This window comes from Exiguobacterium sp. s163 (assembly GCF_018617135.1).
GTDB classification, from domain to species: Bacteria; Bacillota; Bacilli; order Exiguobacteriales; family Exiguobacteriaceae; genus Exiguobacterium; species Exiguobacterium profundum.
Genome location: NZ_JACSJN010000006.1, coordinates 126133 through 141495 on the forward strand (window position 1 = coordinate 126133; position 15363 = coordinate 141495).

General features: G+C 47.8%; 16 protein-coding genes. 11 read left to right on the forward strand and 5 right to left on the reverse strand.

Annotated elements, in window-relative coordinates; translation table 11 throughout:
- The 7 genes from KNO71_RS14620 (at nucleotide 1) to KNO71_RS14650 (ending at nucleotide 5909) form a co-directional block, all read left to right on the forward strand.
- Nucleotides 1-471 carry a cytochrome c oxidase subunit II gene (locus KNO71_RS14620; RefSeq protein WP_214689167.1) on the forward strand — a complete coding sequence of 157 codons (471 nt, stop codon included), beginning with the start codon at nucleotides 1-3 and terminating at the stop codon, nucleotides 469-471.
- Nucleotides 472-2157: a b(o/a)3-type cytochrome-c oxidase subunit 1 gene (locus KNO71_RS14625; protein WP_251031996.1), complete on the forward strand. Its 1686-nt coding sequence runs from the start codon at nucleotides 472-474 to the stop codon at nucleotides 2155-2157.
- Nucleotides 2158-2209: 52 nt separating this feature from the next.
- Nucleotides 2210-2800 (forward strand): kinase, encoded by a 591-nt coding sequence (locus KNO71_RS14630; RefSeq protein ID WP_214689168.1) that lies wholly within the window; start codon nucleotides 2210-2212, stop codon nucleotides 2798-2800.
- Between the two features lie 139 nt (nucleotides 2801-2939).
- Nucleotides 2940-3332 carry a GntR family transcriptional regulator gene (locus KNO71_RS14635; RefSeq protein WP_074037745.1) on the forward strand — a complete coding sequence of 131 codons (393 nt, stop codon included), beginning with the start codon at nucleotides 2940-2942 and terminating at the stop codon, nucleotides 3330-3332.
- A complete protein-coding gene (locus KNO71_RS14640) occupies nucleotides 3310-3990 on the forward strand; it encodes an ATP-binding cassette domain-containing protein (protein WP_214689170.1) in 681 nt (226 codons plus the stop codon). The genes KNO71_RS14635 and KNO71_RS14640 overlap by 23 nt, the downstream gene beginning before the upstream one ends.
- Nucleotides 3987-4793 (forward strand): hypothetical protein, encoded by an 807-nt coding sequence (locus KNO71_RS14645; RefSeq protein WP_214689172.1) that lies wholly within the window; start codon nucleotides 3987-3989, stop codon nucleotides 4791-4793. Before KNO71_RS14640 ends, KNO71_RS14645 begins: the two co-directional genes overlap by 4 nt.
- Before the next feature lie 9 nt (nucleotides 4794-4802).
- Nucleotides 4803-5909 carry a hypothetical protein gene (locus tag KNO71_RS14650; RefSeq protein ID WP_078146342.1) on the forward strand — a complete coding sequence of 369 codons (1107 nt, stop codon included), beginning with the start codon at nucleotides 4803-4805 and terminating at the stop codon, nucleotides 5907-5909.
- Between the two features lie 22 nt (nucleotides 5910-5931).
- On the opposite strand, the gene KNO71_RS14655 is transcribed toward KNO71_RS14650, so the two are convergent.
- From KNO71_RS14655 to KNO71_RS14665, 3 genes are read right to left on the reverse strand one after another with little or no spacing between them, the layout of a single operon-like run.
- The gene (locus KNO71_RS14655) at nucleotides 5932-6576 is read right to left on the reverse strand and encodes a hypothetical protein (RefSeq protein WP_078146343.1); all 645 of its coding nucleotides are present in this window, start codon (nucleotides 6574-6576) and stop codon (nucleotides 5932-5934) included.
- The gene (locus KNO71_RS14660; RefSeq protein ID WP_214689174.1) at nucleotides 6573-7739 is read right to left on the reverse strand and encodes a DEAD/DEAH box helicase; all 1167 of its coding nucleotides are present in this window, start codon (nucleotides 7737-7739) and stop codon (nucleotides 6573-6575) included. The genes KNO71_RS14655 and KNO71_RS14660 overlap by 4 nt, the downstream gene beginning before the upstream one ends.
- A gap of 53 nt (nucleotides 7740-7792) precedes the next feature.
- Nucleotides 7793-8215: a hypothetical protein gene (locus tag KNO71_RS14665; protein ID WP_015880830.1), complete on the reverse strand. Its 423-nt coding sequence runs from the start codon at nucleotides 8213-8215 to the stop codon at nucleotides 7793-7795.
- Nucleotides 8216-8576: 361 nt separating this feature from the next.
- On the opposite strand from KNO71_RS14665, the gene pflB reads away from it, so the two are divergent.
- Both pflB and pflA read left to right on the forward strand, forming a co-directional pair.
- Nucleotides 8577-10823: a formate C-acetyltransferase gene (pflB, locus tag KNO71_RS14670; protein WP_078146345.1), complete on the forward strand. Its 2247-nt coding sequence runs from the start codon at nucleotides 8577-8579 to the stop codon at nucleotides 10821-10823.
- Nucleotides 10824-10879: 56 nt separating this feature from the next.
- On the forward strand, nucleotides 10880-11596 hold the full coding sequence (gene pflA, locus KNO71_RS14675) for a pyruvate formate-lyase-activating protein (protein WP_078146346.1): 717 nt from the start codon (nucleotides 10880-10882) through the stop codon (nucleotides 11594-11596).
- Between the two features lie 43 nt (nucleotides 11597-11639).
- Here pflA and KNO71_RS14680 read toward each other — a convergent pair whose 3' ends face one another.
- Both KNO71_RS14680 and rsgA read right to left on the reverse strand, forming a co-directional pair.
- A complete protein-coding gene (locus KNO71_RS14680; protein WP_214689176.1) occupies nucleotides 11640-12893 on the reverse strand; it encodes an Nramp family divalent metal transporter in 1254 nt (417 codons plus the stop codon).
- Between the two features lie 145 nt (nucleotides 12894-13038).
- On the reverse strand, nucleotides 13039-14004 hold the full coding sequence (gene rsgA / locus KNO71_RS14685) for a ribosome small subunit-dependent GTPase A (protein ID WP_214689177.1): 966 nt from the start codon (nucleotides 14002-14004) through the stop codon (nucleotides 13039-13041).
- Between the two features lie 244 nt (nucleotides 14005-14248).
- Here rsgA and KNO71_RS14690 point away from each other — a divergent pair, with 244 nt between their 5' ends.
- Both KNO71_RS14690 and KNO71_RS14695 read left to right on the forward strand, forming a co-directional pair.
- The gene (locus tag KNO71_RS14690) at nucleotides 14249-14638 is read left to right on the forward strand and encodes a lmo0954 family membrane protein (protein WP_047795880.1); all 390 of its coding nucleotides are present in this window, start codon (nucleotides 14249-14251) and stop codon (nucleotides 14636-14638) included.
- A gap of 22 nt (nucleotides 14639-14660) precedes the next feature.
- Complete coding sequence (locus tag KNO71_RS14695; RefSeq protein WP_214689179.1) at nucleotides 14661-15305, forward strand: PspA/IM30 family protein; 645 nt, start codon at nucleotides 14661-14663, stop codon at nucleotides 15303-15305.
- The last annotated feature ends 58 nt before the right edge of the window (nucleotides 15306-15363 follow it).

The following is a 15363-nucleotide window of genomic DNA, read 5'->3' on the forward strand; positions in this document are numbered from 1 at the left end:
ATGCATATTCATAAACTAGAAAAATATTGGCTTACATTCGGCATCATTCTACTCGCGGTCTTCCTGACTGTTCTCGGGGTATCCGCATTCGCGGCAGGTAATCAACCCGCATCGGATGCAGACTTGATTGACCCGGCAAAAGTAAATCAGACGGCTCCGTTCGACAAACCAGGACTTCATAAAATTGGTGAAAATGAATACGAGCTCGTCATGATTGCACAAGCGTTTACGTTCACACCAGGGAATGTTGAAATCCCAAAAGGGGCAAAAGTGACGTTCCTCGTGACATCACCTGACGTCGTCCACGGATTTCAGTTGACAGGTACACCGGTCAACATGATGATCGTCCCGGGACATATCAACTCGTTGACATACACATTCGAGGAAGCTGGCGAATTTTTAATCTTATGTAACGAATATTGCGGTACAGGGCATCATATGATGTCGACTAAAATCAAGGTGGTGGAATAAATGAATGACGTATCTTCTAAACTGAAGCAATGGGAGATGGAACGCGGCGTACCGGTTCCGAGTATCGGAGCCAAAGAGTCACGTCTTGCCTACGGACACGTTCTCGTATCCATTCTCGCCATCTTGATTGGGGCGCTAGCTGGATTGACTCAGACATTGATTCGGACGGGTGTCATTCCTGAAATCTTTGGATACTATCAACTTCTGACTGCACACGGAATCATGCTTGGACTCGTCTTTACGACGATGTTCATTATCGGTCTTTTATATGCGTTACTCGCGAAATCGTTCGGTCGCTTTGAAGCATTCCCGACGCGTGTCGCGTGGCTCGGTTTTTGGACGATCATCATCGGTGCTGTCATGGTAACTGTCATGATTTTGGCCAATAAAGGGACGGTCTTATATACGTTTTATGCGCCGCTCATGGCAGATCCGCTCTTCTATGTCGGACTCGTGTTATTCGTAGTCGGGACATGGTTGTCGTCATTTGCGATGTTCCGAATGTATGCGGATTACAAGCGTGACAATCCTGGTGTTCATCCACCACTTCCGGCTTATATGAGTATCATGACGATGCTTCTTTGGGACATTGCGACACTTGGTGTCGCAGCCACGATTTTATTCCAGCTCCTTCCGCTCTCGTTAGGATGGACGGATACAGTCGGAATCGAGTTATCTCGTACATTGTTCTGGTACTTCGGTCACCCGCTCGTTTATTTCTGGCTCATGCCGGCATACATCGTGTGGTATACGGTCGTACCGAAAGTGATTGGTGGGAAAATCTTCTCGGATGCGTTGGCACGGATGACGTTCTTGCTGTTCTTACTCTTCTCATTCCCGGTCGGTTTCCACCATCAGTTGACAGAGCCAGGGATTGAACCGTTCTGGAAGTTCGTTCAAGTCATCTTGACGTTCTTAGTCGTCATCCCATCATTTATGACAGCATTCTCGCTCTTTGCAACGTTCGAACTTCGTGGACGTGCGCTCGGCGCGAAAGGACTGTTCGGTTGGGTGAAGAAAATGCCGTATGGCGACGTTCGCTTCCTTGCTCCTTTCATTGGGATGTTGTTCTTCATCCCGGCTGGCGCAGGTGGAATCATCAACGCTTCGCACCAATTGAATGCAATGGTCCACAATACGCTTTGGGTCACAGGACACTTCCACATCACAGTAGGTACTGCCGTCGCCTTAACCTTCTTCGGAACAGCGTACTGGCTCGTCCCAGTCCTACGCGGTCGCACGTTGACGAAGGCGATGAACAAGCTTGGATTGATTCAAGCAGGAACATGGGCGTTCGGTATGGCGATCATGTCCTATGCAATGCATATCTCAGGATTGAACGGGAACCCACGTCGTACGGGTCCAGCAACTTATTTCTCAGATGCATTGACGCGTGAGTGGATCCCATATCATGTCATGATGGCAATCGGGGGAACGATTTTGTTCATCTCTGTTCTCATCTTCGTCTACTCGATGTTCAACTTGTCATTCCTCGCTCCAAAAGGCGAAGAAGAATTCCCGCTCGCCGAGACAGAAGAGGCGGCGATGGATACACCGCGTTACTTCGAGAATTGGAAGCTATGGATTACCGTGACGTTCGTCTTGATCGCATTTGCATACACCGTTCCAATCTGGCACTTGATTGAGAGTGCGCCTCCAGGAGCGCGTGGTTGGGTACTCTGGTAAACTGAAGTCAGCTCATTCGTGAGCTGACTTCTTTTGTGTGAGGAGGAACGATATGAACATAGTAGACGTCATCCGTGCGGCGCGTTCGATGCACTCAGAGAATCGCCCGTTTGTCGTGGCGATTGATGGACTGAGCGGAGCGGGCAAGACAACGCTCGTCTCACATTTAAGCAATGAGCCGAGTGTTTACGTTCTTCACATCGATGACTATATCGTTGAACGGGACAGACGCTATCAGACCGGAAAGCCTGAACCGGTGGAGTATTACGCACTTCAATGGGACGTCTCGCGCTTAGAACGTGAACTGTTTCGTCCATTGAGGAATGGGATGACGGAATTGACGTTACCTCGTTACGTGTATGAGCGAGATGTCATCGCAGAAGAGATCGTGGACGTATCGTTCGCGCATACGGTTGTCGTAGAAGGGATTTTTCTACAACGTCCTGAATGGCGTTCTTATTTCGACTATGTGATTTATCTCGACTGTCCCCGAAAAGTTCGGTACGAGCGAGTTTTGAACCGGGATACATACCTCGGTGATCCGACAACACGGCTTGAGAAATACAAGCGCCGGTACTGGCCAGGAGAAAATTTGTATCTTCGGGACGTCGACCCGAAAAGAGGGGCAGATAGCGTGCTCTGACTGAACGTTTTAACATCTGACGCACGTGTCAGATGTTTTTTGTTTGGAGAAAATTTGAAAAAATGATTGACGTCTTAGTGTATTACGCTAATAATACAGTTAGAAAGTGTATTAACCATGTCATACACTTAGAAAGGTGATGAACATGCAATTCAATACGAGGACACCAGTTTACCTACAAGTCGTCGACTACTTCAAGAAGAAGATGGCACTCGGTAAACTGAAAGCCGGGGATGAAATGCCATCCCGGCGAGAACTAGCGAACGATTTAAAAATTAATCCGAACACCGTTCAAAAAGCGTTCAAAGAAATGGAGGACCAACAATTGATTACGACCGAACGAAATCGACCGAGTCGTGTAACGACAGATGGTACGGTATTGGCACAAATCCGCTCTGAGATTGTAGATGACGCGGTCGCGGTATTTGTGGAAGCGATTCAAGAACTCGACGTCTCGGTAGACGAGCTGGTCGATAAGATTAAACGTCAGTACAAGGAGGGGACGTACGATGATCGAAGTGTTGGGAGTTAAAAAGCGCTATCGCCGGAAACAAGTTATTGAAGACGTTTCGTTCACAGCGAAAAAAGGGGAAATCACGTGCCTGATCGGGCTGAACGGGACGGGGAAATCAACGTTATTGAAGGGCATCATGGGATTGACACCTTTTGATAAAGGTTCGGTATTGATTGATGGAAAACCAATTGATTTGAATCGTGTCGCCTTTGTCGCCGACCATGCGATGTTCCCAATTCATTTCACGATTGAGCAATGTGAAGCGTTTATGAAAGATTTCTATCCGACATTTGATTCGGCATTATTTGCTCGTCTCGTCGAAGATTTTAAATTATTCCCGGAAGATAAGTTGAGCGAGTTATCGAAAGGGACGCTCGCCAAAGCGAATCTTGCGCTCGGCATTGCCCAAGACCCTGATTATCTATTGCTCGATGAGCCGTTCTCAGGAATCGATGTCTTTTCGAAAGAACAGATTGTTGAACTGTTCTCAAGTGAAATCATGGAGAGCCGGGGCGTCCTCATTACGACACATGAAATAGAGGATATCGAGTACTTGATCGACAAGGCAGTCATGTTGAATAACGGACGCATCGTTCGTGAGTTTGACGTCGAGGATGTCCGTTTCATTCACGGGAAGTCGATCGTCGATGTGATGAGAGAGGAGTACGGGGCATGAATCTATTGAAACTATTGAGTTGGGAAGTTGAACGTGTCACGAAACCGTTCTTGACATTAGTCGCAGGTCTTATCGTTATACAGTTTGGATATCTCGGTTACTTTTTATGGGACGAAACAAACTTTTATGAACAGTTGCGACGTGAAGGAAATGCGGACTATCAACTATCATTTTTAAATTACTTAAATGGCACTCCGTATCTTTTATCACTCGGAATTGCCGTTGCAGCGATGTTGCTGTACAGCGTATGGATCTGGTATCGCGATTTTCAAGGACGAGGGACGTTCATGATGCGACTGCTCACGATGCCACAAAAGCGGATGACCTTGTTCTTCGCTAAACTCGCTACCATTTTAATGATGACGTTAGGGTTATTTGCCATCGAATGGATTGCCCTCAAATTACAGTACATAGCGTTCACGAGTTGGTTTGATGGAAAGATGATACCGATGGGAGGCTCATTCGAGCAAGCTATTTCCTACCATGGGATGTTAATGGTTATGTATCCTTCTTCGCTCATCAACTTTGTCATTCATCAATTGATAATCACGATTGCTGTGCTCTTCATCTTCACATTCGTGTTGATTGAACGAAGTTTCTGGCAACGGACGATGTGGTCACCGGTACTTAGCTTGTCAATTCTAGTTGTCATCTTTACTATTCCAGTTTTAGGTTACGCGTTCCTGTCGAATCGACTAATTTATGATGAGACGATCGTGTACGTTGGTGTGGTATTGATGGTATGGACGAGTGTGACGATGTGGCTCGGCAGACGCTTTTTACAGACGAAACTGAATGTGTGAGGTGAGAAGATGAAACGAATGTGGAATATGACCGCGCTCGGTGCGGTCATCGTGATTGGGCTTGGGACGTTTGCCGTTGATGCGACGGAACCGAAAGCAGAATGGGCGCTAGACGTCAGTTCGAATCCATCAGTGTGGGAAGACGCAGTGGTAGAGATTGGTTATAGCAGAGAGGATGATGTTGAACAGTGGTTTGAAGTGACCGCTAATGAAAGTCGCATCACGTCAAACTTGAACTATATAGCTGAGGGACTGCGATATCGGCAACGTTTGAATGGAGATGCGCGTTCCATCCATCGAATCATGAATGGATGGACGTATGCCCAATCGATTCGGACAGAAGACGGATATATCGGGGTCGGTCAGGATGGCATGAAAGAGCTCATCGTGTTTAAACAAGAAGATGGTGAAAAATTATCAACGTTTTCATTCGATGCCAGTGATTCAAAAATATACGACATCGTGAACGGGGTGTGGGCAGGCGCATTTCTGAATGATGGCCAGTTAAACTTAGTCTATCGAGATGGATATGACGGTGAAGAAAAAACAATGCTCGCTACGTTTAATGAAGCGATGAATGAGGTGACCGTCAAAGAATTGAGCATGGATAAAGGATTTATCACCCATGTCATCAATACGAATCGATTTTACGTTACTGATTTATTTTCACAGATGGCAGAAACACGATACATCCCTGTCGGTGTCAGCTCGTACGAAGTGATCCGAGAAGGGGAAGAGGAAATCAATGTTGAGGATCCGGATCCAGGACTCTTCGCTTACGATACAAAAACGGGTAAAGTTGTTCAACTGGCAGAAGGGCAAGGCTTTTGGGATTATACAGTGTCGGGCCACAACCTGTTCGCCTTAAATGAGGACGGCGAGGAACTTGTCATCGACTTGAACACCGGGAAACAAACGACCCGGGAAGTTCTTGATTCAGTGGATCACGCATTCTATGAAAATGGTCGCCTTTACCAAACGCGCCAAGCGAAAGACGGGGTCGTCATCGATGTATACGAGGATGGGAAACAAATCTCGAGTGCGGCGATCACGCCTGAAAACGAAGAAGCGCGTGACATGCTCAAACAGATTGACGTAGATGTCAGACAAAAATAAGCAAAGGGCCGCGGCCCTTTGCTTATTTTGATGGTTTCGGTATGATGACGCCTTCTTCTAAATCAAGCAACAAGTCAATCAGTTCCGCGCAGAACTCTGGGAACTGCTCCAAAAAGGCACCGGGACCGACTTCATCTGTAAAGTCGATATACAGATCGGCGACATTCCCAGACATCTTCGCAGGTAAGGCGAGAAACGCCGAACCGAAACGCCAACTGCCTCGGATATCGAGTAGCTTCCCGAGAATGAGGTCGCCGGTCTCACGTTCTTCTGGTAACTGAACAACGTATGTCTCTTTTGACTCCCAGTCTTTCAACTGACCGTCTTCTGTGACTTCAAAGATGCTACAACGCGGGACAGCTAGTCCACGGAGTGCGTGATAGAGGGCAGGGGACATGTCGCTCTTATGGTCGGCCAAGTAGCGACCATGGGGTGTCATCCCATCCTCATCTGTCTCAAAGAAGACGGCCCAATCGATGAAGAGGTCACGGAAGAGTTCGGCATCTTTTAAGTGCCATGTCCCTTCCGATGCAATCTCTTGAATATAGTTCGTCCACTGTGTGCTTCGCGCAAGAGCCGCTTGCTCATACAACTTTTTCAGTTCGGCAAGCAATTCGGACTCTTCGACGAGCAAAGGGAAGGGAATTACTTTCCGGTCTTTTTTCATCGGCGCGGTCCTCGCTTGTTCGCAGGACGTTTGACGACAGGAGGCTTCTCCTCAATCCGTTTCTCAATCACGTCACCGCGATAGATTTCGAGCTCTTTCAACTCGACACCGAGTTGACGCGCGAACGATTTCAAGTGCGGCAGGTCATCCGTCGTCACGAGTGAAAGGACAGTCCCTCCCGCGTTACCACGAGCGGTACGGCCAGAACGGTGGATGAAGTCATCAATGGACTCCGGTAAGTCGAAATGGACGACGTGTGTCACATCTTCAATATCGAGACCGCGTGCAGCAAGACCAGTCGTGATAAGGAGCGGGTATTCGCCTTTACGGAATTCGCGGAGCGTCTCGACGCGTTCGCGCTTCCCTTTCAAGCTGTCGAGCATCCGGTAGTTTACTTTCAACTTTTCAAGTTCTCCGCGAAGCGGTGGCAAAAACGAGCGGTTGTTGATGAAGGCGAGTGCCTTCACACCGTCGACGTGTGAAAGACGACGAAGAAGTTCCGGTTTATACCGGCGCGTCGTCAACAGATAGCCGTACGTCACTTGATCGCTGACGGCACGTTCGATTTTGATATGAACCGGTTCGTTCATGAATGGTGACGCCCACTCTTGGAGTGAGTCGGTGAGTGTTGCCGAGACGAGTGCAAGCTGACGCTCGTGCGCGGTATGCTTGATGATTCGTTCTGCGGCCTCTGTCAAACCGCTATCGATGATTTGGTCGGCCTCATCTAAAATGATGGTATGTGTCTCGTGGAGCTTCAGTTTTTTCTTGTCGATCAACTCGACGAGACGACCTGGTGTCCCAACGATCAAATGTGGCTTCTTCTTGATTCGGTCGATTTGACGTTTCAATTCGACACCACCGATGAACGAACCGATGCGGACGTCGCCTTTTTCGGTGAAACGTTGTGCGACTTGTTGAATCTGCATGACAAGTTCACGGGTCGGTGCGACGACAACGACTTGGATGCGGTCGTTCGACGGATCAATCTTTTCAATGGCTGGAAGGAGGTAGGCGAGTGTCTTACCCGTTCCGGTTGGTGCCTCGATTGTCACGTCTTTTCCATCTAATAGTAGAGGAAACGCTTCTTTTTGGACCGGCATCGGCTCATTGAAGCCCATCCGTTCCCACGTTTCGTTAATAAAAGGTTTTGTAAAATTCATATTCGGTCTCCTTATCTTTAGGCAAAAACAAAGGAAGCGACAGCGCTCCCTCGTCAAATATAGCGAACATGCTCCTGACCATCTTCCATGGAAGAACGTAACGTCTGTGTATACGTCTGACCGTCTTCGATGAGTTGGATGTGGGCGTCTGCACCTTCTGCTGTCAATTCAACTTTCTCAATCGTGAATCCTTGATAAACGCGATACTGTAACTCGGCCGTCATGTTCTCGAACGGTTTCAGTTCCGGATGTGTCGTAATGACATGGATTGGACGCGACAAAAGTGCGGCGAGTAGCTGGTCGCGATAATCGATAAAATCTTCGTTCTCGATGTCATCATCGAAGCGGATCCAAAACCCTCCGTCTTCAAATTCTGTGATAAATCCGTCACGCTTTTCGCCAGCCTCATCGACCTTTAATGAGATGCGATCGCCAACCTGAAAGGCATGATTTGCTGTTAATGGTTCATACGTCATGAGTAGAACCCCTTCCTCTTATACAATGTTCTGCCTTCATTGTGTCTGATACGACACAAAAATTCAAGTTCTAACCGAGTGATGTGAGATTAATCACCTTAAAAACTGTATAGTTCGTCACAGAACAATCAAATTAGTACAGATGATAGGTAAACGTTATCTAATTGGGAATCATCTGTTTCAAACTATATAAACTAGCGGATATAACAGTTTGTAAAACGCTTTCAAAAACGGCTATTTCATCACGTTCATAAGATTGTTACAAGTTTCACAATAATGTAAAACATATTGTTCACGTTTTCACGTACACTCACATTATAGATAACACGCAGTTACTTTCGAGAATGAGGAGTGAATCAACATGGCAACCGAAATCAAATCCGCATGGTCAGGTTTTATCCCTGGTCAGTGGACGAATGAAGTGAATGTCAGTGAATTTATCCGTTTGAACCGTCATGAGTACACAGGAGACGATACGTTTTTAGCAGGTCCGACTGAAGCGACAAACGTTCTTTGGAATCGTGTGATGGAACTAACAAAAGAAGAGCGTGAACGTGGAGGCGTCTGGGACGTCGATCAACACACACCATCGACAATTGTGTCGCATGGACCAGGTTACTTAAACAAAGAGTTAGAGAAAGTCGTTGGCGTTCAGACGGATGAGCCGTTCAAACGTTCGATTCACCCGAATGGCGGCATCCGTATGGTCGATGCGGCACTCGAATCATATGGTTTCGAGCCAGACGAAGAAATCACAAAAATTTACTCAGAGATTCGTAAAACACATAACCAAGGTGTCTTCGATGCCTATACACCAGAAATGCGGGCCGCTCGTAAATCAGGAATCATCACAGGGCTTCCCGATGCATACGGACGCGGACGCATCATCGGTGACTACCGTCGTGTCGCCCTTTATGGAATCGACTTCTTGATGGCAGAACGCAAAAAAGACTTGGCAAAACGTGGCGGTTTCTTATCTGAATCGGACATCCGTGACCGCGAAGAACTATCGGAACAACTTCGTGCCCTCCAAGAACTTAAACAACTCGGGGCCGCTTATGGATTTGACCTCGGTCGTCCTGCGGAAAATACGCAAGAAGCATATCAATGGGTATACTTGGCGTATCTTGCTGCCATCAAAGAACAAAACGGTGCCGCGATGTCACTCGGTCGCGTCTCGACCTTCCTTGACGTGTACGCTGAACGTGACCTTGAAATGGGTCGCTTAACAGAATCAGACGTCCAAGAAATCGTTGACCACTTCATCATGAAACTTCGAATCGTCAAATTCTTACGGACACCGGACTACAATGAATTATTCTCAGGTGACCCGACTTGGGTGACAGAATCAATCGGTGGGATGAGTCAAGACGGTCGCTCGAACGTCACGAAGAGTTCATTCCGGTTCTTGCATTCACTCACGAACCTCGGACCAGCTCCAGAACCAAACTTGACGGTCCTTTGGTCGACGAAACTTCCAGAAGGATTCAAACAATACTGTGCGAAAATGTCGATTGAAACTTCGGCTATTCAATATGAGAACGATGACTTGATGATGCCACAATTCGGTGATGACTACGGCATCGCATGTTGTGTGTCACCGATGAAGATCGGGAAACAAATGCAGTTCTTCGGTGCGCGTGCCAACATGGCGAAGGCTCTCCTTTATAGCATGAACGGCGGTCGTGACGAGAAGAGCGGTGCTCAAATCGCTCCAGTTTGGGAAATGAACACAGAAGACGTGCTTACGTACGAAAAAGTATATGCCGACTTTGACCGGACGCTCGACTGGTTGGCAGAGCTATACGTGAATACGCTCAACGTCATTCACTTCATGCACGATAAATATGCGTATGAACGAATCGAAATGGCGCTTCACGATCCTGAAATCTTACGGACGATGGCTTGTGGGATCGCGGGTCTCTCGGTAACGGCGGATAGTCTTTCAGCAATCAAATACGCAAACGTCAAACCGATCCGTAATGAAGAAGGAATCATCGTCGACTTCGAAACAGAAGGGGACTTCCCGAAATTCGGAAACAATGATGACCGTGTCGATGCAATCGCCGTCGAACTCGTCGAATCATTCATGGAGAAAGTACGGAAACATAAAACATATCGTGACGCACTTCATACGCAATCGGTCCTCACGATCACATCGAACGTCGTCTACGGTAAGAAAACAGGAAATACGCCAGACGGTCGTCGTGCGGGTGAACCATTCGCTCCAGGTGCCAACCCAATGCATGGACGGGATACAAAAGGTGCGGCTGCATCGCTCTCATCTGTTGCGAAACTTCCATTTGAACACGCACAAGACGGAATCTCTTACACGTTCTCAATCGTACCGAAAGCACTCGGAAAAGAAGAAATCGCGCGCGAACTCAACTTGGCGGCGCTTCTCGATGGGTACATGAGCGGAGAGCACAAAGGACATCACTTGAACGTTAACGTCTTCAACCGCGAGACGCTTCTCGACGCAATGGAACATCCAGAAGAATATCCACAACTCACAATCCGCGTGTCAGGATATGCGGTCAACTTCATCAAGTTGACACGTGAGCAACAGATCGACGTCATCAACCGTACGTTCCACGGTTCGTTGTAAGTAAAGGCTTAGCGGCCTTCCACGGAGGGCCGCTCATTCGTTAGGAGGTCATTTCGATGACAATGGGATATGTACATTCGGTCGAATCATTCGGAACAGTTGACGGCCCAGGGATTCGCTTCATCGTCTTTTTACAAGGTTGTGCCTTGCGTTGTTTATACTGCCATAATGCGGACACGTGGGATTTCAAAAAGAATAACCACCGCTCGGCTGAAGACGTCATTCAAGAGGCGCTCAGTTACCGTCCGTTCATGGAAGCATCGAAAGGCGGCATCACCATTTCTGGTGGTGACCCACTCGCGCAACCTGAATTTTTAGAGGCGCTGCTGCGTGAAGCGAAAAAGCATGGGCTTCATACGACACTTGATACGTCCGGTGCGCTCCGACCTCCTAATTTGGATGCGATTTTAGATCACACCGACCTTGTCTTGCTCGATATCAAGCATATCGACGACGACATGTGTAAGAAGTTGACGGGACGTAGCAATGCCAACACGCTCGCGCTTGCCGAACACCTTTCCGAGCGCGGAACGAAAATGTGGATTCGCCACGTCCTTGTACCTGGATGGACGCTCGAAGAAGGTGCGCTTCGTCGCACCGCCGCGTTCATTCAAAAGCTAGACCATGTCGAGAAAGTCGAGATTTTGCCTTATCATGAGATGGGCGTCTACAAATGGGAGGCGCTCGGACTCGATTATCCGCTTAAAGGCACGAAGCCCCCGACATCCGAGGAAGTCGAATGGGCAGAAGGGATTTTGCAGGGAACCATATAAAAAAGCAAGCGCAGGCCGATGTGGTCTGCGCTTGTTTTATAAATCAGAAAATAAAGGTTTGGATGATTAAGAAAAGATTTAATGCGATGACGATTGTCGTAATTCCCCAACCGATCCATGTCGTCATCCGATGATTCACGAGTTCGCCCATCAAGGATTTGTTGCTCGTGAAGAGAAGCAGAGGAACGAGGGCGAATGCGATACCGAATGACAGGATGACTTGGCTCCACACGAGAGCATTCGTCAAGTTCACACCGGAAAGGATGAGTAAGAGTGGCGGAGCCATCGTAATCACACGACGTACATAAATCGGGATATGTTTTTGAATATAGCCTTGCATGACGACGTCTCCAGCCAAAGTCCCGACGGATGCGCTCGACAATCCGGCAACCATTAGTCCAATTCCAAACAGCATGGCGATCGGTGAACCTAAAAAGGAGTCAAATTGCTGGTGTGCAATCTCTAAGTCGCTCACGACGAATCCATTCTTATAGAAGACAGCGGCTGCGATTATTAGCATACTCGCATTGATTGCACCAGCGAGCACCATGGCAATCGTTACATCGATTCGTTCAAATTTCATGATACGTTTACGTGCGACGGCATCTTTACCCGTGATGCGTCGTTGTGTCAACGCAGAGTGTAAATAGATGGCATGAGGCATAACGGTAGCGCCTAATATTCCAGCAGCCAATAATATACTCTCCGTCCCATCGAACCGAGGGATGAGAAGACCGGATAAGAGTGGTTTTACTTCTGGTTGAGCACTGAACGTTTGAATGGCAAAAGCGAGCGCGACGACGAGTAGCATCCCCGTCACAATCGTTTCAAGTGGACGATATCCCCGACGTTGTACTTCCAAAATAGCAAAAGAACCGACGGCGGCCAGAAGTGCCGCTTGAATGAGTGTTACATCAAACACGAGATAAATTCCGAGTGCCGCCCCTACAAACTCTGCTAAATCTGTCGCCATGATCATGAGTTCGGCTTGAATCCATAAAAAGATAGCAGTCTTCTTAGAAAAACGGTCACGACAAATCTCAGGCAAGTTTTTTCCGGTCGCGATTCCAATTTTAGCAGACAATGTTTGAATCAATCCGGCCATCAAGTTAGCGACTAAGATGACCCATAAAAGCAAGTAACCGAATTGAGATCCAGCGGCAATGTTCGTTGCATAATTTCCGGGATCGATATAAGCGACCGAAGCGACGAACGCTGGACCTAAAAAAGGAAGGAGCGTCTTTATTTTTTGAGACATTGATTTGTGAGTGAGAGCCGAATCCACTTCGGTCAGCATGCCGAATCCTTCTTTCTTTTGCGTAATGGTTAATTTTTTTCCCTAGGTAAACTTTTTAAGTATACGGCAATTTTACGCCTGTGATGGGAACCTGTCAAATTTCAAATAAAAAACTGTGAGTCGTTTGACTCACAGTGCAACGGTTCTAAGGTCGACGTTTTTTCTTTTCTAATACACGAGCGTGTTCCGCCTGCTTCTTCTCCATATAGAGAAGCTCTCGCTCAAGTTTGACGTAGCTCGCATAGCGTTTCGCATCTAGCGTACCGCTCGTGAGTGCCTCTTGGACGGCACAGCCCGGTTCTTTCTGATGTGAGCAGTCGCGGAAGCGGCATGTCTCGGCAAGTGCTTCGATATCACGAAACGTCTCATCGAGATGCTCGCTTCCTTCCCATAGTCCGAATTCTCGCATCCCTGGTGTGTCGATGACGTATAAGTCATCGATCCGGAACAGTTCGCGGTGTGTCGTCGTATGTTTTCCGCGCTCGTCCTGCGCCCGGACGGCTTGCGTGACGGCAAGTGTCTCGTGGGCGAGGGCGTTCGTCAGCGTAGATTTTCCGACGCCGGACGAACCGACGAAGGCGATCGTGCTCTCACTCGGCAATGCGTGACGAAGTTCAGCCACACCTTCTCCCGTCACAGCACTGACGGGGAATACTTGAATTCCGGGTGCGTTCACTTGAATGTCTTCGAGCAATGTGTCGACGGAGTCGACTTGATCGGTCTTTGTCAAGACGATGATTGGGATTGCCCCGGTGTCCCAAGCGGCTAGCGTATAGCGTTCTAGGCGACGAATGTTGAAGTCGTGTCCACACGCCATCGTAATCAAGACGTAGTCGACGTTCGCGCAGATCAGTTGTTCACGTGTCTCGTTGCCGGCGGCCGCTCGTGAAAGAACGGTCCGACGCTCAAGGAGATGGTGAATCGTACCTTGACCATGCTCGCGAACTTGAATCGTGACATAATCGCCGATGACCGGGTAATCCCGTTCGCTTGTCGCGGCATGTCGAAATTTTCCGGAAACCCCGCACATATAGGCGTTTTCTCCGATTGATACCGTATAAAGATGTTGGAACTGTGCCGTGACACGTCCCGTTTCAGTTTGTTGATTCAAAAAGAATCCTCCTTTTAGTGATGGAGGACGACAGCCCTCCGATTTGCTGACATTTGGTTACGTGCATGCATCATGTTGCTCATAAAACATCATCCTTTCGTTGTTCGATAGCATTAGTGTACCACAGTTATTGGAAACGGTACCATCTCAGTCTAAAGACCGAGGTGAAACAAGCCTTCCGCTCGTCGACCTATGTCAAATAACGTATTATGATAAGAGTGTACTTAACAAGGAGGGATGACAGATGAATCACCAAGTGAAAAAGGTGTTGTTCATCGTAGCCGCGATCGCTCTAGTGCTCGTGTTGATCGGTTCTTTACCGAATATGATCTTATTCGGATTAGGAGCGCTCTTGACGCTTTGGGCTGGAGTCCGTTTTCAGGCTGTGACACACATCGGTGCTAAAGTTGGTTTCGGGATCCTTGCCGTCATTGGGATTGGGACGATGCTCTCAAACATTTGGGCACTCGTCGGAATCATTGTCGCGTGGTTGTTGTTTAAAGGGTATATGATGTATACAGGTGAAAAACGCGACCCGGATGTCGAGATTTTAAATGCAGACGGAACGCGTGCTAGCCGTAGCAGCTTCCAACAGTTCGATCAAGTGTGGCAAAAATTTGTTAATCGTCGTTGAGATTTCATAAGGAGGATTCACCATGAAGACACCGTTTGATCAGTTTCGTGAATTAGCGAATGAATTGACGAAAGAAATTTCGAAAGAAGTGAAGAAGTATCAGGATAAAGAGATGCCACGTTCAAGTGGAGAAGCGGAATTGAACCGTCATATCCGCGGAGCGGAGAAGGAAGCGTTGTCGGTTGAACGACTCGTGGAACGTCAACGTACATTGCTTGCAGAACTTGCTGGAAAACGTGATGATGCCAAGAAGATGGCAGATAAACGATATGAGCAAACAGAACTGGCGAAACAAGCCGGGGAAGAAAAGTTGGCAGAACGTGCGGCACTCGAATCCAAACATTACGGGGAACAGTACCGTTACTTTGAAGGATTGATTGACGAAGGAGAGCGCGAGTTAGATACATTAGAGCGTCGTGCGCTCGAGATGAAACTCAAACTCGATGAGATGCAAAATAAACGCTATGAGTTTGCGATGCGCGAAAACCTAGACTTGTTAAAAGGAGCACTCGACCAAATCTTTGGTCAAAATACGTCTCAGTCTCATCCGTTCACTGAGGAAGACAAGAAAGAACAACCTGTTGAAGAAAAGCAAGACACACAGGAAGATGAAGATGATTTTGAAGCAAAATTGAAAGAACTGGAGCGTCGCTTTAAACAAGAGTGAGGTGACGGTTCGGCGATGACCTGAACAAGGTCATCGCTTTCTTTGCTTCATACATATG

Excerpts from the sequence above, each read along its gene's own strand:
- KNO71_RS14620 (WP_214689167.1), top strand. The coding sequence starts at position 1 with ATGCATATTCATAAACTAGAAAAATATTGGCTTACATTCGGCATCATT.
- KNO71_RS14625 (WP_251031996.1), top strand. The coding sequence starts at position 472 with ATGAATGACGTATCTTCTAAACTGAAGCAATGGGAGATGGAACGCGGC.
- KNO71_RS14630 (WP_214689168.1), top strand. The coding sequence starts at position 2,210 with ATGAACATAGTAGACGTCATCCGTGCGGCGCGTTCGATGCACTCAGAG.
- KNO71_RS14635 (WP_074037745.1), top strand. The coding sequence starts at position 2,940 with ATGAACATGCAATTCAATACGAGGACACCAGTTTACCTACAAGTCGTC.
- KNO71_RS14640 (WP_214689170.1), top strand. The coding sequence starts at position 3,310 with ATGATCGAAGTGTTGGGAGTTAAAAAGCGCTATCGCCGGAAACAAGTT.
- KNO71_RS14645 (WP_214689172.1), top strand. The coding sequence starts at position 3,987 with ATGAATCTATTGAAACTATTGAGTTGGGAAGTTGAACGTGTCACGAAA.
- KNO71_RS14650 (WP_078146342.1), top strand. The coding sequence starts at position 4,803 with ATGAAACGAATGTGGAATATGACCGCGCTCGGTGCGGTCATCGTGATT.
- KNO71_RS14655 (WP_078146343.1), bottom strand. The coding sequence starts at position 6,576 with ATGAAAAAAGACCGGAAAGTAATTCCCTTCCCTTTGCTCGTCGAAGAG.
- KNO71_RS14660 (WP_214689174.1), bottom strand. The coding sequence starts at position 7,739 with ATGAATTTTACAAAACCTTTTATTAACGAAACGTGGGAACGGATGGGC.
- KNO71_RS14665 (WP_015880830.1), bottom strand. The coding sequence starts at position 8,215 with ATGACGTATGAACCATTAACAGCAAATCATGCCTTTCAGGTTGGCGAT.
- pflB (WP_078146345.1), top strand. The coding sequence starts at position 8,577 with ATGGCAACCGAAATCAAATCCGCATGGTCAGGTTTTATCCCTGGTCAG.
- pflA (WP_078146346.1), top strand. The coding sequence starts at position 10,880 with ATGACAATGGGATATGTACATTCGGTCGAATCATTCGGAACAGTTGAC.
- KNO71_RS14680 (WP_214689176.1), bottom strand. The coding sequence starts at position 12,893 with ATGCTGACCGAAGTGGATTCGGCTCTCACTCACAAATCAATGTCTCAA.
- KNO71_RS14690 (WP_047795880.1), top strand. The coding sequence starts at position 14,249 with ATGAATCACCAAGTGAAAAAGGTGTTGTTCATCGTAGCCGCGATCGCT.
- KNO71_RS14695 (WP_214689179.1), top strand. The coding sequence starts at position 14,661 with ATGAAGACACCGTTTGATCAGTTTCGTGAATTAGCGAATGAATTGACG.